Annotated in this window: 22 protein-coding genes and 1 tRNA gene; 19 read left to right on the top strand and 4 right to left on the bottom strand. The window is 56.9% G+C overall.

Annotation, left to right across the window (positions count from 1 at the left end; genetic code table 11):
• Positions 1-154: 154 nt before the first annotated feature.
• The 8 genes from IE089_RS00845 (at position 155) to ychF (ending at position 7110) form a co-directional block, all read left to right on the top strand.
• The gene (locus IE089_RS00845; RefSeq protein ID WP_189474277.1) at positions 155-1897 is read left to right on the top strand and encodes a tetratricopeptide repeat protein; all 1743 of its coding nucleotides are present in this window, start codon (positions 155-157) and stop codon (positions 1895-1897) included.
• Positions 1898-1935: 38 nt separating this feature from the next.
• Positions 1936-2505, top strand: a complete 570-nt coding sequence (lolB, locus tag IE089_RS00840) for a lipoprotein insertase outer membrane protein LolB (RefSeq protein WP_189474275.1) — start codon at positions 1936-1938, stop codon at positions 2503-2505.
• A complete protein-coding gene (gene ispE / locus IE089_RS00835) occupies positions 2502-3347 on the top strand; it encodes a 4-(cytidine 5'-diphospho)-2-C-methyl-D-erythritol kinase (RefSeq protein WP_189474273.1) in 846 nt (281 codons plus the stop codon). The genes lolB and ispE overlap by 4 nt, the downstream gene beginning before the upstream one ends.
• A 14-nt stretch (positions 3348-3361) precedes the next feature.
• Positions 3362-3436 (top strand) — tRNA-Gln (locus tag IE089_RS00830).
• A gap of 276 nt (positions 3437-3712) precedes the next feature.
• Positions 3713-4645 (top strand): ribose-phosphate pyrophosphokinase, encoded by a 933-nt coding sequence (locus IE089_RS00825; protein WP_432760747.1) that lies wholly within the window; start codon positions 3713-3715, stop codon positions 4643-4645.
• Between the two features lie 72 nt (positions 4646-4717).
• Entirely contained in the window at positions 4718-5377 is a 660-nt protein-coding gene (locus IE089_RS00820) for a 50S ribosomal protein L25/general stress protein Ctc (protein WP_189474271.1), read from the top strand.
• A 26-nt stretch (positions 5378-5403) separates the two neighbouring features.
• Positions 5404-6000, top strand: coding sequence for an aminoacyl-tRNA hydrolase (pth, locus tag IE089_RS00815; RefSeq protein ID WP_189474270.1), 597 nt, complete (start codon positions 5404-5406; stop codon positions 5998-6000).
• 15 nt (positions 6001-6015) lie between these two features.
• Positions 6016-7110 carry a redox-regulated ATPase YchF gene (ychF, locus tag IE089_RS00810; protein ID WP_189474267.1) on the top strand — a complete coding sequence of 365 codons (1095 nt, stop codon included), beginning with the start codon at positions 6016-6018 and terminating at the stop codon, positions 7108-7110.
• Here the strand turns inward: ychF and IE089_RS00805 are convergent.
• From IE089_RS00805 to IE089_RS15615, 4 genes are all read right to left on the bottom strand, one after another.
• The gene (locus tag IE089_RS00805; protein ID WP_189474265.1) at positions 7107-7865 is read right to left on the bottom strand and encodes a DUF1223 domain-containing protein; all 759 of its coding nucleotides are present in this window, start codon (positions 7863-7865) and stop codon (positions 7107-7109) included. The two genes, ychF and IE089_RS00805, sit on opposite strands and share 4 nt — an antisense overlap.
• A gap of 94 nt (positions 7866-7959) precedes the next feature.
• Complete coding sequence (locus IE089_RS00800; protein ID WP_229802514.1) at positions 7960-8712, bottom strand: SDR family oxidoreductase; 753 nt, start codon at positions 8710-8712, stop codon at positions 7960-7962.
• Between the two features lie 437 nt (positions 8713-9149).
• The gene (locus IE089_RS00795; protein ID WP_189477444.1) at positions 9150-10028 is read right to left on the bottom strand and encodes a phage tail-like protein; all 879 of its coding nucleotides are present in this window, start codon (positions 10026-10028) and stop codon (positions 9150-9152) included.
• A 9-nt stretch (positions 10029-10037) separates the two neighbouring features.
• A complete protein-coding gene (locus IE089_RS15615) occupies positions 10038-10253 on the bottom strand; it encodes a hypothetical protein (protein WP_229802513.1) in 216 nt (71 codons plus the stop codon).
• A gap of 1594 nt (positions 10254-11847) precedes the next feature.
• Between IE089_RS15615 and IE089_RS00785 the strand changes: the two genes are divergently transcribed.
• From IE089_RS00785 to IE089_RS00735, 11 genes are all read left to right on the top strand, one after another.
• The gene (locus tag IE089_RS00785; protein WP_189474263.1) at positions 11848-12747 is read left to right on the top strand and encodes an urease accessory protein UreD; all 900 of its coding nucleotides are present in this window, start codon (positions 11848-11850) and stop codon (positions 12745-12747) included.
• Between the two features lie 82 nt (positions 12748-12829).
• Positions 12830-13132: an urease subunit gamma gene (ureA, locus tag IE089_RS00780; protein WP_189474261.1), complete on the top strand. Its 303-nt coding sequence runs from the start codon at positions 12830-12832 to the stop codon at positions 13130-13132.
• A gap of 35 nt (positions 13133-13167) precedes the next feature.
• The gene (locus IE089_RS00775) at positions 13168-13473 is read left to right on the top strand and encodes an urease subunit beta (protein ID WP_189474259.1); all 306 of its coding nucleotides are present in this window, start codon (positions 13168-13170) and stop codon (positions 13471-13473) included.
• 1 nt (position 13474) lies between these two features.
• Positions 13475-15178, top strand: a complete 1704-nt coding sequence (gene ureC / locus IE089_RS00770; protein WP_189474257.1) for an urease subunit alpha — start codon at positions 13475-13477, stop codon at positions 15176-15178.
• 2 nt (positions 15179-15180) lie between these two features.
• On the top strand, positions 15181-15693 hold the full coding sequence (gene ureE, locus IE089_RS00765; RefSeq protein WP_189474255.1) for an urease accessory protein UreE: 513 nt from the start codon (positions 15181-15183) through the stop codon (positions 15691-15693).
• Positions 15674-16372 carry an urease accessory protein UreF gene (locus IE089_RS00760; protein ID WP_189474253.1) on the top strand — a complete coding sequence of 233 codons (699 nt, stop codon included), beginning with the start codon at positions 15674-15676 and terminating at the stop codon, positions 16370-16372. The genes ureE and IE089_RS00760 overlap by 20 nt, the downstream gene beginning before the upstream one ends.
• A 29-nt stretch (positions 16373-16401) precedes the next feature.
• Positions 16402-17100 (top strand): urease accessory protein UreG, encoded by a 699-nt coding sequence (ureG, locus tag IE089_RS00755; protein WP_189474251.1) that lies wholly within the window; start codon positions 16402-16404, stop codon positions 17098-17100.
• 31 nt (positions 17101-17131) lie between these two features.
• Complete coding sequence (locus IE089_RS00750) at positions 17132-17350, top strand: hypothetical protein (RefSeq protein ID WP_189474249.1); 219 nt, start codon at positions 17132-17134, stop codon at positions 17348-17350.
• Between the two features lie 177 nt (positions 17351-17527).
• Entirely contained in the window at positions 17528-18916 is a 1389-nt protein-coding gene (locus IE089_RS00745) for a uracil-xanthine permease family protein (RefSeq protein ID WP_189474248.1), read from the top strand.
• Complete coding sequence (locus IE089_RS00740; RefSeq protein ID WP_268247968.1) at positions 18906-20273, top strand: 8-oxoguanine deaminase; 1368 nt, start codon at positions 18906-18908, stop codon at positions 20271-20273. The genes IE089_RS00745 and IE089_RS00740 overlap by 11 nt, the downstream gene beginning before the upstream one ends.
• Positions 20274-20304: 31 nt before the next feature.
• Positions 20305-21606, top strand: a complete 1302-nt coding sequence (locus IE089_RS00735) for an NCS2 family permease (RefSeq protein WP_229802512.1) — start codon at positions 20305-20307, stop codon at positions 21604-21606.
• The last annotated feature ends 18 nt before the right edge of the window (positions 21607-21624 follow it).

Raw genomic sequence — 21624 nt, 5'->3', positions numbered from 1 at the left:
CATTTCGAAAATGTCTCGTAATTTTAACAAGTTAGGCCATGAAAGATAGAACGGCGAGCCGGGAACATCGGCCCGCCGTGGTGGACCTAACTGTGTGGGTTTAAGGACCCGCTTGTGTCATTATTGGTGTTCCACTAACGGTGCTGTATTTCTCATGCCGCTGCGCTTACTCGTATTGCCCATCCTCGCGTTCCTTGCCGCCTGCGCAAGCGCGCCGGGCGCAGACGTAGCAAATCAGGCACCACAAGCTGTTGAAGTCGCCGAAGCACCACCACCCCCGCCACCCGTCTCTGAGCGACCATTCCCGGCAGAGAGCCTATACCCGCTACTGAGTGCAGAGTTCGCACTGAGGCGCCGGGAATATGAGTCTGCACTGGGCCAGTACATGACACTGGCGCCCGAGTTGCGCGACGCAGGCATCAGTGCGCACACAACACGCTTAGCCCAGTACCTGAACCGTGAGCCAGAGGCGCTGGAAGCGGCACTGCTTTGGACCGAGTTGGCGCCCGAATCCGTTGAGGCGAATTCTACTGCTGCCAACCTTTTGGTCAGGCGCGGCCGTACTCTGGAAGCGGCCCCACTGGTTGCGGCGATTGCCCGGGCGGGCGAAGACGCTAACTTCCCCATGCTGCTTAGCGGCTTCAGACGTCTACCCCCCGAGCAGCAGTCGCAAATGGTGACTGCGATCAATAGCTACGCCGCCGAGATGCCGGACAATACGCAACTGATGCTGACCCAGGCACTGCTGCTGGAGGAGTTGGGCAAACCCGACGCCTCTCTGGAGAAGCTTCAGCAGGTATTCGCCAACGAACCCTACCAAGCACAGGCTCTGTTAGTAGAGGCACGTTTATTGACAGCAGCGGGAAGTCGGCGCCCCTTCCGCAGAATTGAGTCGGCGCTTGAAGCGCAACCGGAAAACACACGACTGCGGCTGCAGTATGCACGTCTGCTCACCCAGGATGACATTGATGGCGCCAAAGAGCAGTTCGAGATTCTCAACGCCAATGCCCCCCAAGACGCGGACCTGTTGTTTTCACTGGCACTCATCAATCGGGAGATGGACGACCCCGGGGCAGCTAAACAGTACCTTAAGGAAATGCTGGCTCTGGGCGAACGCACCGATGAGGCGAATTACTACCTGGGCAGGCTCGCAGAAGACGAGGGTGAACCGCAGCAAGCCATAAGCTATTACCAAAAGGTGATGACGGGCCGGGACTATCTCAGTGCCAAGCAACGCATTGGTCGAATCCTGATAGAGGATGGTGAACTGGAAAAAAGCCAGGCGCACTTTGCGTCACTGCGGGCGGCAAACCCTGAGCAGCGCGAGCAGTTCTTTGCCATTGAAGCCGAACTGCTGAGTAATGCGGACCAACTGGACAGCAGCCTCGCATTACTGAACCTCGGTCTTGAGGAATACCCCGACTCCACAGCTCTGCTGTACAGCCGCTCCATGGTGGGCGAAAAACAGAACGATCTCGTACTGATGGAAAGCGATCTTCGTCAGATTCTGGCGCGTGAACCTGACAACGCCACCGCCTTGAATGCGCTCGGCTATACCCTGGCCAATCGTACTGACCGCTATGATGAGGCCCTCGAACTCATCAGCCGAGCGCTGGAGCTCCAACCCGGGGAGCCCGCGATTCTCGATAGCATGGGCTGGGTGCTGTATCGCCAGGGCCGGTACGACGAATCCATTACTTACCTGCGCCAAGCCTTCGCTGAGTTCCCCGACCCGGAGGTAGCCGCACACCTGGGTGAGGTACTGTGGGTGACCGGCGACACCGAAGCTGCCCTTAAGATCTGGGGCGATGCCCTGGATGAAGATCCCCAGCACAAGGTGCTCACAGCCACGCTGGAACGCCTGGGCATTACGGCCCTTACCTCCGCTTCACCCTGATAATGAAACACCTCTCGGCAAGGTCAGCACTTTGGTGCTTGCTGGCAATCCTCAGCGCATGTGCGACGCAACCGCAGCACATACCCGACCAGACTTCATGGCATAACGCACGGGCCAGCCTCGAGGCTTTCGATGAGTGGCTGATGCGCGGCAAGCTAGCAGTGCGAACACCGTCGACCTCTGAGTCGGTCAATCTATCCTGGCAACAGCAGGGAAATCTCGCTGAACTCGAACTCAGCGGTCCGCTGGGGGCGGGTGCAACACGAATAACAGCTGATGAACGTTGGCTGTTAATTGATGCAGGCGATGATCAGCAGCGTTATGACATCACCGCCACCGACGTAATAGAGGCTCGCCTGGGCTGGCCGCTTCCTGTGACAGCCTTACCCTTTTGGGTCCGCGGTGTTCCCGCGCCTGGCGACTTGCCTGCGGAGCTTGACACGAACAATGGCGAACTCTCGGGTTTTGTGCAGGATGGCTGGACGGTGTCCTATTCCGGCTGGCAGCAGCAGGCCAATCTGAAACTGCCAACCCGTGTCACGCTCACCAATGGTACCGTCACAGCCCGGCTCCTCATTCGCGACTGGCAGGCAGGTCGCGGCCAATGACGTCTATGAGACTTCCCGCGCCGGCGAAATTGAACCTGTTTTTACACGTGACAGGCCAGCGAGACGACGGTTACCACACCTTGCAAACGCTGTTTCAATTACTGGACCTTCACGACACCCTGGACGTTCGCCTCACGCAGACCGAGAGCATCACCCTTGAAGGGCCCGACCTGGGCATCGCCAACAGCGAGAACCTGGTCGTGCGCGCTGCGCTTAAATTACGCGAGGCAGCCCCGACTGCGAGTGACCCCCGGGGTGCCCACATCACGCTTCACAAGCGGATTCCCGCAGGAGGCGGACTCGGCGGTGGCAGTTCTGATGCAGCCACCACCTTACTGGCTCTGAACCACCTGTGGCAGTGCGGGCTCAACAACCACGAACTACAGGATTTGGGCCGTGAACTGGGCGCAGACGTACCCGTTTTCGTCGCCGGCAACAGTGCCTGGGCCGAGGGTATTGGAGAAGCGCTAACGCCGGTGACGTTGCCGGAAAGCTGGTACCTGATTGTGGCGCCAGATTGCCCCGTCAGCACGGCAGAAATTTTTTCCAGACCAGAATTGACAAGGACAACGCCTCCCATCACAATGGCGACCTTTTTTGCGGGGGCCTCCAGAAACGATTGCCAACCAGTGGTGCAAAACCTCTACCCCGAGGTCGATAAAGCACTGAAATGGTTAGGAAATTTTGGAGAAGCCAAACTGACAGGAACCGGAGCGTGTGTTTTCGCACGGTTCGAATCGCAAGCCTCTGCCGAGAGTGCGATGGCTCAGTTACCCGAGGGCTGGACAGCCTATGTAGCACGCGGCATAAACCGCTCACCGGCTACACAGCAACTCGTCTGACCCAAACAATTACTTGGGGTGTCGCCAAGTGGCAAGGCACCGGGTTTTGATCCCGGCATTCGCAGGTTCGAATCCTGCCACCCCAGCCATATTATTGGCACGTTCGCTGAGCTCGGTTTGAACTTGGCAAAGTGTAAGTAGTGGGGCCATAGCAGGATGAGACCCTGCTGCAGGTTCGACCAACGCACGCGTTGGGGCGTCGCCCACAGGGCGACGGGCGAAGCCCGAGGGCATAGCCCGAGTCAATCCTGCCACCCCAGCCATATTTTTCGGTGCCATGTGCCTGCGGTGCGTGGCACTTTTATATGTGATACCGGTTTTCAGCAATAGCCCCAGTAAAGGAAGCTACCGTGTCCTCGAAAATGATGGTGTTTACGGGTAATGCCAACCCGGAGCTGGCCCAGAAAGTAGCCAGCCGACTGTACTTGTCACTGGGTAAAGCTGACGTGGGTCAGTTCAGTGACGGCGAAGTGGCTGTTGAGCTGAACGAAAATGTCCGCGGCAAGGACGTATTTGTCCTTCAGTCCACCTGCGCGCCAACTAACGACAACCTGATGGAATTGATCGTGATGATCGATGCCCTCAGGCGGGCATCAGCGCAGCGAATCACCGCAGTGGTGCCCTACTTTGGCTACGCACGGCAAGATCGGCGCGTGCGTTCATCGCGCGTGCCCATTTCCGCCAAGGTGGTTGCGGATATGATGGTCACTGTCGGCGTTGATCGCGTACTCACGGTTGATTTACATGCTGAGCAAATCCAGGGCTTTTTTGCATGCCCCGTGGACAATGTTTACGGCTCGCCGGTACTGAATGACGACATTCAGGCGAGCAATTACGACAATCTAATGGTTGTTTCGCCTGACATCGGCGGCGTGGTCCGCGCACGAGCGATCGCCAAGCAGTTGGACGACGCAGACCTGGCCATCATCGACAAGCGTCGTGCCAAGGCCAATGAATCGCAGGTCATGAACCTCATTGGTGAGGTTGATGGCCGAACCTGCCTGCTGGTGGACGACATGGTCGACACTGCGGGCACACTGTGTAAAGCAGCCGACGCTCTGAAAGAGCGCGGCGCAACCAAGGTTGTCGCCTACTGCACCCATGCGGTGCTGTCAGGTAAGGCCCTGGAAAATATTCGGAACTCCCAGCTCGATGAGCTGGTCGTTACCGATACGATTCCTCTGAGTGATGAGGCGAAGGCGATATCCAAGATTCGTCAGCTGACAATTGCTGACCTGTTGGCAGAGTCGATTCGTCGCGTTTCTAACGAGGAGTCAATCAGCGCGCTGTTCGATTAAACGGCGCTAACAATGAACCCATCACCGCGCCGGTCGCAAGCGCTGTGATGAGCTATCAAAGGAGTTCGGACAATGTCTGACCAATTTGAACTGAATGCAGAACTGCGCGAAGACCAAGGGAAAGGTGCGAGCCGCCGCCTGCGTCGTCTCGCGGACCTGGTACCCGCTATCATCTACGGCGGTAAAGAAGATCCCAAGCCACTGACACTGGTGCGCAAGGACTTCGAGAAAGCGCTCGAGAACGAAGCATTCTTCTCTCACGTACTGAGCATTAACGTGGGCGGTACCACTGAAAAAGCGATCCTTAAGGATCTACAGCGCCACCCGGCCAAAGACGTTGTAATGCACGCGGATTTCCTGCGCGTAGACGACAAAGTTGCCATTAAGGTGCACGTGCCCATTCACTTCATCAACGAAGACACCTGCTACGGCGTCAAGATGGAAGGCGGCATAGTGCAGCACCAGGTTACCGACATCGAAGTTTCCTGTCTGCCAGCCGATATCCCCGAGTACATCGAAGTGGATATGGCAGAGGTTAAGTCTGGTGAAATCGTTCACCTGACTGACATTACTCTGCCTGAAGGTGTGACTTCCGTGGCTCTAGCCTTGGGCGACGACCACGACCTGGCCGTGGCTTCCGTGATTCCGCCTAAGGGTGGCTCTGACGCGGACGATGAAGCGGACGCGCCTGCCGCCGACGCTGACGGTGAAGAAGAAGCCGGCGAGGAGTAATCCTCCCAACGACATCGGCCCCCCTTATGACTGCCAACATCAGCTTGATCGTTGGCCTGGGCAACCCGGGTACAGAGTACCTGGGTACCCGGCATAACGCGGGCGCCGAGTTCGTTGAATCCCTGGCGCGACAAGCAGGAAGCACCCTGCAGTCTGACGCCAAATTTTTCGGCCTGACTGGTCGCGCAACCTTAGCCGGACACGATCTCCGACTGCTCATACCCACCACCTTTATGAACCGAAGCGGTAAGTCCGTTGCGGCACTGGCCGGGTTTTACAAGTTGTCGCCCGAACAGATTCTCATCGCCCACGACGAACTCGATATTCCGCCCGGGCAAGCGAGATTCAAAAAGAGCGGCGGCCATGGCGGTCACAATGGTCTTCGGGACATCGTACCGTCTCTGGGCAATCGCAGCGATTTCCACCGACTACGGCTGGGCATAGGTCACCCCGGTCACGCCTCTAAAGTCAGCGGATATGTGCTGGGCCGCCCTGCCCCCGCCGATAGAACGGCAATCGACGCCGCTATCGATGAGGCGCTGGCAGCGCTACCCCAATACCTCGACGGCGACAGCACCAAGGCGATGACGCGCCTACACAGTTTCAAGGCACAGCAGCCTTAAATAAAGGACACCATTATGGGTTTCAAATGCGGAATTGTTGGACTACCCAACGTCGGTAAATCCACATTATTCAATGCACTGACCAAGGCAGGCATTGACGCTGAAAACTTCCCCTTCTGTACCATTGAGCCTAATGCCGGTGTTGTACCTGTGCCCGACCCACGACAGGACAAAATCGCTGCCATCGTTAAGCCCGAGAACCAGATCGCGACTACCATGGAGTTCGTCGACATTGCGGGCCTGGTTGCTGGCGCCTCTAAGGGCGAAGGACTGGGCAACCAGTTTCTGGCCAACATCCGAGAGACTGACGCAATTGCTCATGTGGTGCGCTGCTTCGACGACGAGAATGTCATTCACGTTGCGAACCAGATCGACCCCGCAGCGGATATCGAGGTGATCAATACGGAACTTGCGCTGGCGGACCTGGAGAGCTGCGAGAAGCAGCTGCAGAAGGTCGTGCGCACTGCCAAGAGCGGTGACAAGGAGGCGGTTGCACTCAAGGCCCTCTTGGAAGACAAACTGCTTCCCCAGTTGAACGAAGCAAAGCCGGTGCGCGCGGTCAGCCTGAATGAGAACGAAGCGGAGATGGTGCGCAAGCTGCACCTGCTGACTACCAAGCCCACTATGTACATTGCGAATGTTGACGAGGATGGCTTCGAGAACAACCCGCACCTGGACACCGTCCGCGCTATCGCCACTGAGGAAGGTGCGGTGGTTGTGGCCATTTGCAACAAACTCGAGTCGGAGATTGTTGAGCTGGACGATGATGAGCGAGCAGAGTTTTTGCAGGACCTGGGAATGGATGAGCCGGGACTCAACCGCGTTATCCGTGCCGGCTACGAACTGCTCAATCTTCACACCTACTTTACGGCTGGCCCCAAAGAGGTGCGCGCCTGGACGGTGAAAGTCGGTGCTACCGCACCGGAGGCCGCAGGCGTCATCCACACAGACTTTCGAAAAGGCTTCATCCGTGCGGAAATCGTGGGCTACGACGATTTCATCTCACACAATGGTGAACAAGGCGCCAAGGACGCAGGACGCTGGCGTCTGGAGGGCAAGGACTACGTGGTCCAGGATGGCGACGTCATCCACTTCCGCTTTAACGTCTAGTGCCTCTCTATTGAGGCTCGCTGCTCTGGCAGCCAGCCTCCAACCGCCTGCAGCGGCTGCTGTTTGCCCGCAGTGGTAACCCACGCCGCAACGGCCAGTTGCTCTGCTTCGTGAGCCAGTGCCGCATCGGGTAGATCACCCTCCCAACGACTGCCGTCGCCGCGGTACACAGTGTGGCCCAATACGACGAAGTCGTGGCGCAAAAATTCACCGCGGTTCTCTCCTCGCTTCACTGGGGTCTCAAGGCCAAAACCCAAAACCACAACATGCAGCTGCATCGGCGGGGTTTGTTCAGCTGCCGCCGGGGTGTACTCAGCATTGAAGGCCTGGCTATCGACGGACAGTGACAGGCTACCAACCGACTGTCCTGTCGTGGGCACAGTGAGTCCAGCCCGCCGCCAGCCACGCCACTCGCGCCCTGCAGCAAACACGCCAGGGGTGTACACACCACTGGCACTGCCTTGAGACCGGTACTTGCGCTGTCGACTGGAATAACTGCGATCGGAGAATCTGTCGGGCCAACCCAGGTAGTTCCAGTAGTCCACGTGAAACGCGATCGGAATCACCGACTGCCATAGATCAGGGTGTTCCCTCAGCCGCGAATACCAACGGTCTGCGGGCGGGCAGGAACTACAACCCTCGGACGTATACAGTTCAACCAAGGTCGTCTGTTGGTCGCCAGAAAGAAACTGAGTTTGTGCCTGAGACAACAGCGGCAGACACGCTAGGAACCAGAGAAAGTATTTTACGTTCATACCTCTGCGACAGCGGGCTAGTGCAGAGGTTCCCGCGTGAGCAGCATCGGCGCACCACTGTGACAGTGAGGTACCAATACCGACCAGGGGTCACTCACCAGGGAATTTCTTCACCCTGAAAGTCATAAAACTTGCCGTTGTCTTCCGTGCTTAAACCGGCAAAGACATCCATCAAGCCCTTCACGCTGTCTTCGGTGCTGACCGGTGCCTGTTCGCCGCCCATGCGTGTGCGCACCCAACCTGGGTGCACCACAACGCAGGTAAAGCCGGCATCGGCATACTCTTTCGCCAGGGAAGAGTTCAGCATGTTGAGAGCGGTCTTGCTGGCGCGGTAACCATAGGCACCACCCCCATTGCGTTCAATGCTTGCCATCACTGAGCTGACACTTACCACAGTCTTGACCTTTCCTTTCTCAAGGTTCGGCAACAGGGCCTGTGTGACACGCATAGGTCCAAAGGTATTCACATCGAAAGTTTGCCTCATGCGGTCGACGTCATAGTCAAGAAAGTTCGCAACCCGCTGCCCGCCTGTGCCTGCGTTATTGATTAACATATCGATCTTGCGTCCATCCAGCGCAGCCGTAAGTGCGGCAACACTCTCGCCGTCAGTGACATCAAGCGCAAGCACCTCGGCCCCCGTGGCCTTCAGTTCAGTGGCCCTATCAGGGTTACGCGCAGTGCCGATAACCTCAAAGCCGCGCGCCTCCATCTGCTTAACCATTTCAAGGCCAATGCCGCGGTTAGCGCCGGTCACCAGTACAGTCATTACAGTGTCAGACATCGTCGCACTAGACCAAAGACTTGCTGTCAGGGACAGCAACAGTGAAAAATAAACAGTCTTCAACATGTTTAAACGCCTTCATTATTTAGAACGCTATCTGTTACGTACTGGGATAATACGCTAGGACAAGCATATCAGCTCAGAGCTTTGCGCCGGATCGCAGATCCAACACCAGCACTACGTTAACCGGCATGTATAAATGGATGCCACATCGGCTATCTATTCACAGATGGCCGCCAGTGAAAGCAGATCCGCTCGCCCTGGTAAAGGATTGTCCCTATTAGATCAGCCGTTCACGGCACCCAAGGTTGCAGCTGTATCGAATTCCAAAATGATGTCGCCGCTCACGTGACTTTAAGCTGGCAAATGCTCGCTCATATCAATGCCCTTTGCACCTCCATAAAAGCTAATCGACTCGATAAAGGAGTTTTAATTATCTGCGCACGTTGTTTGGATTGGATATCCGATGACATCTATTTCTCGTCGCCGCCAAAGAGTGCGCTCTACGTACGGAGAGAAATTCGCGTGACGCTTGTCACGGTGACTCTGGCCGCGTCGTCCGCGCCAATGGAGATTTCATAGCCTCCATCATATTGTGGGCTGGGAAGGCTTAACGAATCAGCGATAGTTATAAGTACGATTGATATTTCCCGTTGATCGTTTGCATTGTCTCCTGTAACTGTGAGCGCGCTCTCAATCACAAACGTCGATTGTGGATTGGGGTTTTCCAGCCGTACAACGAAGGTTGTGCCACCATTGCCGGCTCTTTCGCTGTAATTAAAGTCGACGCGCCAAATGTTCACCTGTCCTTCGACCGAATTCTCTATGAACCTGTCCGTGGCAGTGTCATAGATCGCAGTCGAATCAGTGGGTCCGTTCGCTGGGAAACTCGTCGTTGGGGGCGCTGCTAGGACTATATTGCCTGGCTGAACTGTACTTGAGGGATTGTCGTTTACATCCAGTCCATCGTAAACGATGCGGACAAAAGTTAACGGAGCGTTTTCAGGTGACGCCGGAATTTCGAACTCGGGCTGTTGCGTGACGCCTGTAGTATTAAATCCGTTAATCTTTATTTGCCCGGCATCTGAAACCTCAGGCTCGTCCACAGTAACCCAAGCTGCGCCGTCATAATACTTCAGCTTTTGGTCATCGGTATCAAAAATGACCATTCCTGGAAGCGGCGTGATGACACTTCCCTCTCCCAGCCTCGGCACCAGTACTCCTGAATCTGAGCTCTGAACATCTAGCACCGACTGTGGAGCACCGGTAGCACCAATACCTACGCGTCCCTCTCGAAAAATATCCCCATCAAGAGTACAGGTATTACCATCAAACGGAACCACGCCTGGGGGGGCCTGTGGGGCCAGGAGCACCAGGAGCACCTGTGGGTCCTACAGCACCATCTGGACCCGCTGGACCCGCTGGACCCGGTTGACCATCAGGACCGGCAGGACCCTGGGCACCAGTAGCACCCTGAGGACCCTGAGGACCATCTGCTCCGGCAGGACCGGCAGGACCGGCAGGACCGGCAGGACCGGCAGGACCGGCAGGACCGGCAGAACCGGTAGCACCATCAGCACCATCCGCTCCGGCAGGACCAGGATCACCCTGTTGACCACGTAGATCGGTGGGGCCAGTGCCTAGCCAGGAGCCACTACCCTTGGGGCCCCAGATCTGAAAATTATTGGGGTCAGTGGTGTCGATGTAGAAATCATCATCTACGCCAAGGGTATCGGCCGGCACGCCGGCGCCATTTAATACGGCGGTACCATCAACACCATCAACACCATCCGACCCATCTACTCCGGCAGGACCGGCAGAACCGGTAGCACCATCAGCACCATCCGCTCCGGCAGGACTAGGATCACCCTGTTGACCCCGTAGATCGGTGGGGCCAGTGCCTAGCCAGGAGCCACTACCCTTGGGGCACCAGATCTGAAAATTATTGGGGTCAGTGGTATCGATGTAGAAATCATCATCTACGCCAAGGGTATCGGCCGGCACGCCGGCGCCATTTAATACGGCGGTACCATCAACACCATCAACACCATCCGACCCATCTACTCCGGCAGGACCGGCAGGACCGGCGAACCGGTGGCACCATCAGCACCATCCGCTCCGGCAGGACCGGCAGGACCGGCAGGACCAGGCGGGCCAACATTCGACCCGGCTGCGCAGTTGGTGACTTACCCAGTTGCAGGGTTGTAGCAAAGTGGATCGTTATTTTGCGCCGTGCCAACGACGTCAGGTAGGCGCACAATCCCACGCACATTTACTGCACCACCGGGCGCAGGAGCGATATCCACGTCTTGCGAGTAGGCTGCCACAGAGCCCATTAACACCGACACAGTCGCGGTGTAGAGGAGCCTTCGACGGAATCGAGGCGGGAAACTTTTCTTTATATTTTTCAATGTTGCTAGCCGTGGGAGCGGACCTGAATATCCTGCCAAACAGAAGTCCTCATTGACAGCTCAACTCAGAGGTCTTGTTTTTCTCAGCTACGGTCGGGCCGCAATTCTTATATTATTTGCGCCTATTGCTGCCGCTGCCAGAGCCGTATCACTTACTCGGAGCCATCATTTTAAAAACCGCGCATAAATATCTGCCCAGCTATACATGGAAGATTGAAAATTGTGCTATTCAGAATAGCTCAACACCCACGCGCGGAGTTCGAGTCTTTTAATGTCAAATTCGTCAACGCGAGTATTACGATAGAGCATATACTTCAGTTTCCTAGCCTCGCTCCAACGCCGGGCGTCTGTTAGCTAGAAACTCTTGGCTAAAGTAGCTAGCCTGGCGCGGGCAATTCTGAAGTCACGTTACTGGCGTGGGAAGCGATCTCAGGAAAACTGGCATCCACTTGAGGCCCACAGTGACGCACCTTGCATGCCACTGAACAATCTACGATCACGACGGACCGAAACGAGAACGCAATCTGCGGTGGTGGGAGACCATTCGGCAGCGCGCATAAACAAGCCGGATATAGATTGGGCCCGCCAGACTGCAAATAGCCAAGTAAAGCACTCTGGCAGAACCGTAGATGAGCATCAGGAAGGATGCGCAAATTAACTGGACAGCACAAACAGATATTTGCATTATCGATGCTCTATTCTTTTGTCGAGCGCCCCATTAAGCGCCACAGCGGACACGGCCCGCTTTGAACGTACGTGGTGCGTAGCGCAGTGAGCAACGTTGGGTCAGATGACTTCAATACCTTTCCTCAAAAAGTCCCAGCGCCGCTGGCTGGCAGAGTTTACCGCCTGTTTTACAGCGCATGATCTGGAGGGCCAAGCAACGGCAACTCGACTGGGGGCCACTTCACATTTCGGTCCACTGCGCGTTCAGCGCCCATTCTTTCCCGAAGGAGCCGACCTTGCTCACATCTACCTGCTGCATCCGCCGGGGGGACTAGTAGGCGGCGATCATCTGAACATAGAACTCGAAGTACAGTCGAGTGCAAAAGTACTCGTGACCACACCATCCGCCGGAAAACTTTATCGCAACATAACCGACATGAGCCAAGGCCAAACGGTGTCAGCCACAATTGCCGATGGCGGGGTACTAGAGTGGCTACCCCAAGAAAATATCCTGTTTGATGGCGCGACGGGAGAGCTATGTAGTCGAATTGCCCTTTACGGCACCGCAATTTACAGCGGCTGGGAAATCATATGCCTTGGTCGTCCAGAAGGTGAGAAACCTTTCCGCAGCGGTAGCCTGAGACAGCGCCTTGAGATCACACGTGACGGCTCACCGTTATTCATTGATCAGATCAATTTCTCGGCCGATGATGCAATGCTGGCGAACCGAGCAGGGTTGGCCGATCAAAGAGTGACCGGTGCGTTCGTAGTGACCGAAGACGTTTTGGGTAACCGTGAGCTAACAGCACAGATACACGCATGGCAGGAGCGGATTAATGCTGGAGAGGCCGCCGGAAACCCGCGGGGGTTGGTGGCGGTCACACAAAAACCTGGCGTCTTTGTCGCCCGCCTTCTGACCGACAAAGCCGAGTGGGCCCGGGACCGTTTTCAGGAGCTCTGGACACAGTTGCGTCCGGCGATAGTCCAGCGGCCCGCCTGCGTACCACGTATTTGGCGCACGTAGACGTAGGTGTATCGTTCATCTCGTCCGGCGGCTTACTGAGCTTGACTAGAACAAGTAACACAGACCGATATGGGAATCCCTTATGGAACTCTCGCCTAGAGAAAAGGACAAGCTGCTGCTGCACGTGGCGGCAGACCTGGCGCAAAAGCGCAAAGATCGCGGGGTAAAGCTTAACTACCCGGAGAGTATTGCTATGATCAGCGCCTTCATTCTGGAGGGCGCCCGCGATGGCCGCACGGTGTCCGAGCTGATGAACTCTGGCCGAAACGTGCTAACTCGCGATGATGTGATGGTGGGTATCCCGGAGATGATTCACGAGGTACAGGTAGAAGCCACATTCCCCGATGGCACGAAACTGGTCACCGTGCACAACCCGATTGCCTGAATGCAGCCACAAGATAACGACAATAGGAGATACACGTGATTCCCGGTGAAGTAATCAGTGCCGAAGGCAGTATCGAAATAAACGCAGGGCGCAATCGCATCACGGTGGAAGTCGCCAACACTGGCGATCGCCCGATCCAGATTGGCAGCCACTACCACTTTTTTGAAACCAATCCGGCGCTGCAGTTCGATCGCACCGCAACCCGCGGCTTTCGTCTGAATATCCCTGCGGGCACCGCAGTGCGGTTTGAACCGGGACAGACCAGGGCAGTGGAACTGGTCGAATTCGCCGGTAAACGCAGAGTATTTGGCTTTCGCGGCGACGTAATGGGAGACCTGTAATATGGCCAGTATAGACAGAAAGGCCTATGCCGACATGTACGGACCCACAGTGGGCGACAAGGTTCGCCTGGGCGACAGTGGGCTCTTTATCTCGCCCGAGACGGACTACACCATCTACGGCGATGAGGTGAAATTTGGTGGAGGCAAGGTAATCCGCGACGGCATGGGCCAAAGCCAGGCGATCGCCGACCAAGTGCCCGATACGGTAATCACCAACGCTCTTATCCTCGACTACTGGGGTGTGGTCAAAGCAGACATCGGCATTAAGGACGGCCGGGTCCAGGCCATCGGCAAAGCCGGCAATCCGGACACCCAAGAGGGCGTTACCATTCAGATAGGACCCGGCACGGAAGTGATTGCAGGCGAGGGTCAGATCGTAACGCCGGGTTGTGTCGATGCCCATATACACTTTATCTGCCCGCAGCAGGTGGAAGAAGCGCTGATGAGCGGCGTCACCACCATGCTGGGCGGCGGCACCGGCCCCGCCACAGGCACCAATGCCACCACCTGCACCCCCGGACCCTGGCATATCGGCAAAATGCTTCAGGCGGTGGAAGGTCTGCCCATGAACATCGGCTTTCTCGGCAAGGGCAACGCCAGCCTGCCTGAGGCCTTGAGCGAACAGATTGAGGCGGGCGCCATTGGCCTGAAACTGCACGAGGACTGGGGCACAACTCCGGCATCGATCGACAACTGCCTGTCCGTAGCGGAGCGGTACGACGTTCAGGTTGCGATTCATACCGATACGCTGAATGAATCCGGTTTTGTCGAAGACACCCTCGCAGCCCTCAAAGGCCGGGTGATTCACACTTATCACACCGAGGGTGCTGGCGGCGGCCACGCACCGGATATCATCAAGGCCTGCGGCGAGGCAAACGTACTCCCCTCTTCAACCAATCCAACTCGGCCCTATACCATCAACACGGTCGATGAACACTTGGACATGTTGATGGTTTGCCACCACCTAGACCCCAATATTCCAGAGGACGTCGCATTTGCAGATTCCCGGATTCGCCGCGAGACCATTGCTGCCGAAGATATACTGCATGATCTGGGAGCATTCAGCATGATCGCGTCTGACTCCCAGGCTATGGGACGCGTCGGCGAAGTAGTCACCCGCACCTGGCAGACAGCCCATAAGATGAAAGCACAGCGAGGCCCCCTGCCCGAAGATCAGGAGGGACACGACAATTTTCGCGCGCGCCGCTACCTTGCCAAGTACGCCATCAATCCCGCTATCACCATGGGCATCGCCCATGAAGTTGGTTCTATCGAAGTTGGCAAACTTGCTGATATCGTACTTTGGAAGCCAATGTTTTTCGGCACCAAGCCCTCTATGATCATCAAAGGTGGCATGATCGCAGCAGCACCAATGGGCGACCCAAATGCCTCTATTCCCACACCGCAGCCGGTGCACTACCGAAGGATGTTTGGTGCCATGGGTGAGGCCGTGAAGGCCACCAGTATCAGTTTTGTCTCACAGGCTGCACTCGATAGCGGCAGCCTTGAACACTTGTCACTGCGAAAAACCCTGGCACCTGTCAAGAACACCCGCGGCATTCGTAAGCAAGACATGAAGCTCAACGACTATCAACCGGCAATGGAGGTGGACCCACAGACCTATGTTGTTAAAGCTGATGGTCAGCAGCTCAGCTGCGAACCTGCCACCGAATTACCCATGGCACAACGCTATTACCTGTTCTGAGTATGAAAATATTCACCCGGATTGAGAATCAGCTGGCCGCAGGAATTACGGCGTTCGAAAGCGTTGATCTCAGCTACGACGATCGCAAGCGGGGCCGCTTGATATTGACCTGCAGAAGCGGCAAGACAGCTGGGATTCAGATAACGCGCGGCCAGGTGTTGCGCCACGGCACCTGGCTGACCAACGACAACGACGAATGGCTGCAGGTTAATGCTGCCGATGAAGCCGTGTCTACGGCCAACGTCAGCGACCCTACCCTGTTTGCTCGCGCCTGCTATCACTTGGGCAATCGGCACGTTTCGCTACAGATCGGCACGGGTTTTTTACGCTACCAAAAGGACTATGTGCTGGATGACATGCTCAGGGGCCTGGGGATTGAAGTGGTACACACGCCGGCCGTCTTTGAACCGGAGTCCGGAGCCTATGCCAAAGGCCACAGTCATTCACACACAGACGATCACGAGCACCGCCACGGCCAAAGCACGGGACACCATCATGGCCACGACGGCGACTGACATGAGGAGAGATCGCCAAAGCCTGCTGGCACTGCTGCATCTTTCCAGCCCGGGACTGCCGATAGGCGCGTTCGCCTACTCCCAGGGCCTCGAATATGCACTCGACTGCGGCTGGTGCAGCAATGCCACCGAGGTGCAGTCGTGGATTGAATGCAACCTTAAAACGGGTCTAGGGCAGCTGGACATGCCGATCTATCGGCGCATGTACCATGCTTGGCAGAACCGCAGTGAGAGCGAGCTGCAGCACTGGAACCAGACACTGCTGGCCTTTCGCGAGAGCCGCGAGCTATACGATGAAGATGTGCAGGTAGGCTCAGCATTCGCTCAATGGCACTTGGGTCAGGACAGGGGGCGTCAGGCCGAGTTGTCGCTCTGTCCGACACCCACGGTCGTGAGCATGCACGCTTTGGCGTCGATACTTGGGTATATCCCAATCGAGCAAGCGCTGCTCGGGTTTACCTGGAGCTGGTGTGAAAATCAGGTGGCGTCTGCGAGCAAGGCAATGCCCATGGGGCAGACCGACGGACAGCGCATTCTGCAGGCGATGTTGCCAGTCATTGAGGCTGCAGTGCAGGGATCAGCAGCGCTCAGAGACGACCAGATCGGCTCCGGTCTGGTAGGCATGGCGATAGCATCTAGTCTGCATGAGTGCCAGTATTCGCGTTTATTCCGCTCCTGAAACCCAATCAATTGAAAAGAAATGCTGCTATGAATCAACAGGTATTACGAGTAGGCGTGGGTGGACCGGTAGGCTCCGGCAAAACTGCGCTGCTGCAACAAATCTGCCACACCATGCGGGAGCACTATAATATTGCAGTGGTGACCAACGACATCTACACCAAGGAAGACGCGCAGTTCCTGCTACGCAATGAGGCGCTGGAGGAGGATCGTATACTCGGTGTGGAGACCGGCGGCTGCCCGCATACGGCTATCCGCGAAGACGCGTCGATGAACCTTGCTGCCGTGCAGCAGCTGCAGGATCGACACCCGGGACTGGAGCTGGTACTGGTGGAAAGTGGTGGCGACAACCTGTCGGCGACGTTCAGCCCGGAACTGTCAGATCTCACGCTTTATGTGATCGATGTGTGCGCAGGCGACAAGATCCCACGCAAGGGCGGGCCCGGCATCACCAAGTCTGACATGCTGATCATCAACAAAGTCGATATCGCCGAGCATGTAGGGGCGTCCCTGGCAGTGCTGGATCGCGATACCCGAAAGATGCGCGGTGACAAGCCGTTCGTCCTGGCCAATGTAGAAACCGGCAAGGGCATTGCGGAGATAGTGCGCTTTATTGTTAAGCACGGCATGTTACAACCGAAGGCAGGTATAGAACCGGCCTTGGAAAAAATGACGCCGGCACACCTGGTAGATGAGTCGGACCCGAGCTACTCATCACGCACGTTGTGACGAGCCTATGATAATCAAGAGGAGAAAACCCATGAAAAATTTTATATTCGCGACGATTGCGCTGCCCAATCTGGCAATGACCGGCTCCGCACTGGCCCACTCCGAGCACGGAGCCTCCCCTGAGGCAGCAGGCGTGCTTTTGGAAATGCTGCACTTTGCTACTGCTCCCGATCATGGCCTCGTTGTGCTTGCCGCGATAGCAGTTTTGGCGGGTGTGATGCGTCTAGGCAAATCTAGAAAGACCCTCTAGCTGCCACTTACGGCAAATGCGGAGTCTGGAGACCGCCTGGTATCCCCTAGCGCAGCTCGCCACGCGGACTCTGCCGAGCTTGAGCATAGAGATGATGGCTAAGCCGGTCTCTGTATTTCCCTGAGCCTACGCCGTATGCGATGGTGATTCACGTCAAACTCTAGCATCCCACATCTTATGCCTTCACACTTTCGGTCACCGGCGCCCGGTAACAAAGCGCTGCTTTATGGGCTGGACGAAGATCCGCCTCTGCCGGCAAAGTTCCTAGCTGCAGCACAACACTTGCTGGCGATTTTCGCTAGCATTGCCACCGCTCCCTTGTTGATTTGCCTTGGAATGGGACTTGATGCTGCCACTACCAGCTACATGATTAGCAGCGCTCTGATCATTTCCGGCGTGGCAACCTGGGTGCAGGTACATACCCTGGGCCGCATCGGCTCTGGACTGCTATCGGTACAAGGCACCAGCTTCACCTTTGTCGGTCCGCTCATATTTATTTCGCAGACCCTTGCTGACACGCATACTCAGGATGAAATTCTGGGCGTCATATTCGGCTGCACTTTGGTGGGAGCGCTCATGCTGATGCTGCTAAGCCATTGCCTGACCTTCCTGCAGCGTGTTGTCACCACAACCGTTACCGGCACCGCCGTGATCATGCTGGGTCTGTCACTGGTGATGGTGACGATCAACAATCTACTCAGTGAGTACCAGCGTCTCGCCGAGGCGGGGCAAGCCGCTTGGCAGATAGCCGCTTCCGCACTAGGGGTTATTTCGGTGATCACACTGTTGAGCACGCGTCGTTCACCCTGGTGGCGCCTCTCTTCCATTGCTATTGGGCTCGGGCTGGGCTGTGTCGCTGCAGCAGTGGCAGGACAGCTCATCCTACCTGTCGGCGATAGATCATCGGATGTATTTTACCCAGTGCCATTCCTTTACCCCCCCGCGTTCCACTGGGGCGTATTCCTGTCGCTGGTGCCTATCTACCTGGTGACCGCAGCTGAGTCCGTTGGCGACTTGACCGCCACCTCAAACCTGTCTCGCTTGCCGGTGGCAGGGAACTCGTACTGGCGCCGCATCCGTAATGGCGTGTTGGGCGACGGCTTTAACTCCCTATTGGCAGCCGTTTTCTGCACATTTCCCAACACCACCTTCAGTCAGAATAATGGCGTGATACGCCTAACCGGAGTGGCCAGCCGCCACGTAGGCGCCTGGCTAGCCGGGATGCTCGTTTTACTCGGCTTTTTCCCGGTACTGGGCAGCCTGTTCATGGCACTGCCAAAGGGTGTCCTGTACGGCGCTACGGGACTGATGTTTGCTCTTGTTGCGTGGTCGGGGCTGCAGATCATCCTCAACGCAGAGCCCGGCAAGCGCACCTGGCTGATCTGCTCGCTCGCCATGGCGGGTGGCCTCCTCGCCGCCCAGGCTCCAGCCTTGCTGCCCAACCTGTCGCCCACGCTCGCCATGCTGCTCGGTTTCCCCGTATCCAGCACCACTTTTCTTGCGATTTTTCTCGAACTTCTTATACCCCGCAGCTCTCCAGAGCAGGAGGCATCAAGTGCGTCATGAGCTACGTACGTGGATTAAGAACCCCATGGCTATATTCACAGCGAATAGTCTTGACGCCAGCGGTGGGCTAGTCATCTGCGGCACGAAAATCGAAGCGATACTCGCGGCTGGGGAAACACCGGGAGAGCCAGTAGACAATGCCTTTGATGCGAGTTCCCACGTCGTGCTCCCGGGGCTGGTCAATACGCACCATCATTTTTACCAAACCTTGACCCGCGCGCTACCCGCCGCACTGAACAAAGAGCTCTTCGACTGGCTGAAGAGCCTTTACCCAGTATGGGCCTGCCTCGACGAGGAAATGCTGCATACCGCAACGCAGGTAGCGTTGGCAGAATTGCTGCTCAGCGGCTGCACTACGGCAGCTGACCACCACTATCTCTTCCCCGAGGGGCTAGAGAACGCAATCGACGTCCAGGTTGCTGCCCGGGAGGTCGTGGGTAGTCGAGTCACGCTGACGCGGGGATCCATGTCGCTGGGAGAAGACGACGGTGGCCTACCACCGAGGACTACCGTACAGCGAGAAGAGACCATACTGAAAGATTCCGAGCGCGTCATCGGATGCTACCACGACGGTGGTGAAGGCAGCTTTGTGCAGCTTGCCCTTGCACCCTGCTCGCCCTTCTCAGTTACCGAATCGCTGATGCGCGATAGCGCAGAGCTCGCCAACCGTCACGGCGTGCGCCTGCATACACATCTTGCTGAAACGCTCGACGAAGAGATGTTCTGCCGCGAGCATTTTGGCTGCCGTACCGTAGACTATCTCGAGCGTGTGGGCTGGTTGCGAGACAGCACCTGGCTGGCCCATGGCATTCATTTCGACGATGAGGAAGTAAGGCGTCTGGGTGCAGCAGGCGTCGGCATCAGCCACTGCCCCGGGTCCAATATGATGCTGGCCTCCGGCATATGCCGCACCCAGGAGCTCGAAGCTGCCGGGGCAAAAATAGGCTTGGCAGTGGATGGCTCGGCGTCCAACGATGCGAGCAATATGATCGTCGAAACGCGCTTGGCACTGTATTTACAGCGGCTGCGGTATGGCGCAGCCGCTGTAACCCACCTCGATGCGCTGCGCTGGGCTACCTCCGGATCAGCCGCCGTGCTCGGGCGATCAGACATTGGCCAGCTTGCCCCCGGCATGCAGGCCGATCTTGCATTCTACAAGCTAAACGATCTGGCCTTCGCCGGCAGTCACGATCCGCTCGCGGCACTGCTCCTGTGCAACGCCCAGCGCGCGGATCGCGTGCTGGTCGGCGGACAATGGCGCGTTACCGACGGGGAGATTGTCGGGATCGACCTGAATGCGCTCGCCGCACGTCAGCGCGAGCAGGCAAAGCGACTTACCGCTCGTCACAGTGCGTGACAGCGCAATTAACTATTCTGGAGATAGGCACTTGATCACCTCTTCACTTGAGCGCATTTTCAAGCTCCAAGCGCATAGCACGCGGGTTTCGACTGAACTCCTCGCCGGTGCCACTACCTTCATCACGATGGCCTATATCATCTTCGTCAATCCGCAGCTGATGGCTGCCGCAGGCATGGACCAGGGCGCCAGCTTCGTTGCGACGTGCCTTGCAGCTGCCCTGGCCTGTTTCTCAATGGGCCTTTACGCTAATTGGCCGGTAGGTCTTGCACCGGGCATGGGTCTGAACGCCTTTTTTACCTACACCGTGGTCGGCGAAATGGGCTATAGCTGGCAGGTTGCACTGGGCGCTGTGTTCCTCGCAGGAGTTCTGTTCGTGATCATGAGTGTCACCAGACTACGTGCCTGGATGCTCAATAGTATTCCCATGAATATGCGCATCGCCATGGGCTGCGGCGTGGGGCTGTTTATCGGCTTTATCGGCCTGAAAAGCGGCGGCCTGATCGTTGCTCACCCCGCCACTTACCTCGCCCTCGGTGACCTGACCCAACCAGCCACCCTGCTGGCAGCGCTGGGCTTTCTGCTAATCGCGGCTCTGGCGGTGCGCCAGGTACATGGCGCGATCATGCTGGGCGTACTACTGACCACTCTCGCAGGCCTATTCGTGGGCGAGATTGAGTACAACGGCCTGGTATCTGCCCCACCGAGTATTGCCCCGGTGCTGTTCGAGCTTGATATCGCCGGCGCATTTGAAGTGGGCATGATCAGCGTGATCATCGCGATCCTGTTCGTCAACTTATTTGACACAGCAGGCACCCTGATGGGCGTGGCCACGAGGGCACGGCTGATAGACGACGGGGGCAATATCCACAACGTAGACCGTGCACTCAAAGCCGACAGTAGCGCCAGCGTGGCCGGCGCCTTCCTAGGCTGCGCGCCGGTTACCAGTTATGTGGAGAGCGCCGCAGGGGTTGCCGCAGGAGGTCGCACCGGTCTGACCGCAATCACCGTGGGCACCCTTTTTCTCGTCGCTATTTTCTTCGCGCCATTGGCAGGCATGGTTCCGGCATTTGCGACGGCCGGTGCACTTATTTACGTGGCGTTGCTAATGTTGACTGGCATGCGGGAACTGAACTGGGAGGACGACACCGAGGTCATTCCCGCCTTGCTCACCATCATTATGATGCCGCTGAGCTTTTCTATTGCAAACGGTATAGCAGTGGGCTTTATAAGCTACGCCGTGATCAAACTGGTGGCAGGCCGCGGTGAGGATATCGGCTTTGGCGCGTGGTTCATGGTAACTGTGTTCCTGGGCCGATTTATCTTCCTGTAACCGCGTTTCGTTAACGTG

The organism is Parahalioglobus pacificus, from assembly GCF_014652275.1.
GTDB lineage: Bacteria > Pseudomonadota > Gammaproteobacteria > Pseudomonadales > Halieaceae > Parahalioglobus > Parahalioglobus pacificus.
This window is presented reverse-complemented; position numbering and strand designations above follow the sequence as displayed.

Excerpts from the sequence above, each read along its gene's own strand:
- ureG (WP_189474251.1), top strand. The coding sequence starts at position 16,402 with ATGAATCAACAGGTATTACGAGTAGGCGTGGGTGGACCGGTAGGCTCC.
- ychF (WP_189474267.1), top strand. The coding sequence starts at position 6,016 with ATGGGTTTCAAATGCGGAATTGTTGGACTACCCAACGTCGGTAAATCC.
- IE089_RS00805 (WP_189474265.1), bottom strand. The coding sequence starts at position 7,865 with ATGAACGTAAAATACTTTCTCTGGTTCCTAGCGTGTCTGCCGCTGTTG.
- IE089_RS00845 (WP_189474277.1), top strand. The coding sequence starts at position 155 with ATGCCGCTGCGCTTACTCGTATTGCCCATCCTCGCGTTCCTTGCCGCC.
- ureA (WP_189474261.1), top strand. The coding sequence starts at position 12,830 with ATGGAACTCTCGCCTAGAGAAAAGGACAAGCTGCTGCTGCACGTGGCG.
- IE089_RS00800 (WP_229802514.1), bottom strand. The coding sequence starts at position 8,712 with ATGTTGAAGACTGTTTATTTTTCACTGTTGCTGTCCCTGACAGCAAGT.
- IE089_RS00745 (WP_189474248.1), top strand. The coding sequence starts at position 17,528 with ATGCCTTCACACTTTCGGTCACCGGCGCCCGGTAACAAAGCGCTGCTT.
- IE089_RS00820 (WP_189474271.1), top strand. The coding sequence starts at position 4,718 with ATGTCTGACCAATTTGAACTGAATGCAGAACTGCGCGAAGACCAAGGG.
- ureC (WP_189474257.1), top strand. The coding sequence starts at position 13,475 with ATGGCCAGTATAGACAGAAAGGCCTATGCCGACATGTACGGACCCACA.
- IE089_RS00750 (WP_189474249.1), top strand. The coding sequence starts at position 17,132 with ATGAAAAATTTTATATTCGCGACGATTGCGCTGCCCAATCTGGCAATG.
- IE089_RS00825 (WP_432760747.1), top strand. The coding sequence starts at position 3,713 with ATGGTGTTTACGGGTAATGCCAACCCGGAGCTGGCCCAGAAAGTAGCC.
- ispE (WP_189474273.1), top strand. The coding sequence starts at position 2,502 with ATGACGTCTATGAGACTTCCCGCGCCGGCGAAATTGAACCTGTTTTTA.
- IE089_RS00760 (WP_189474253.1), top strand. The coding sequence starts at position 15,674 with ATGGCCACGACGGCGACTGACATGAGGAGAGATCGCCAAAGCCTGCTG.
- IE089_RS00785 (WP_189474263.1), top strand. The coding sequence starts at position 11,848 with ATGACTTCAATACCTTTCCTCAAAAAGTCCCAGCGCCGCTGGCTGGCA.
- ureE (WP_189474255.1), top strand. The coding sequence starts at position 15,181 with ATGAAAATATTCACCCGGATTGAGAATCAGCTGGCCGCAGGAATTACG.
- pth (WP_189474270.1), top strand. The coding sequence starts at position 5,404 with ATGACTGCCAACATCAGCTTGATCGTTGGCCTGGGCAACCCGGGTACA.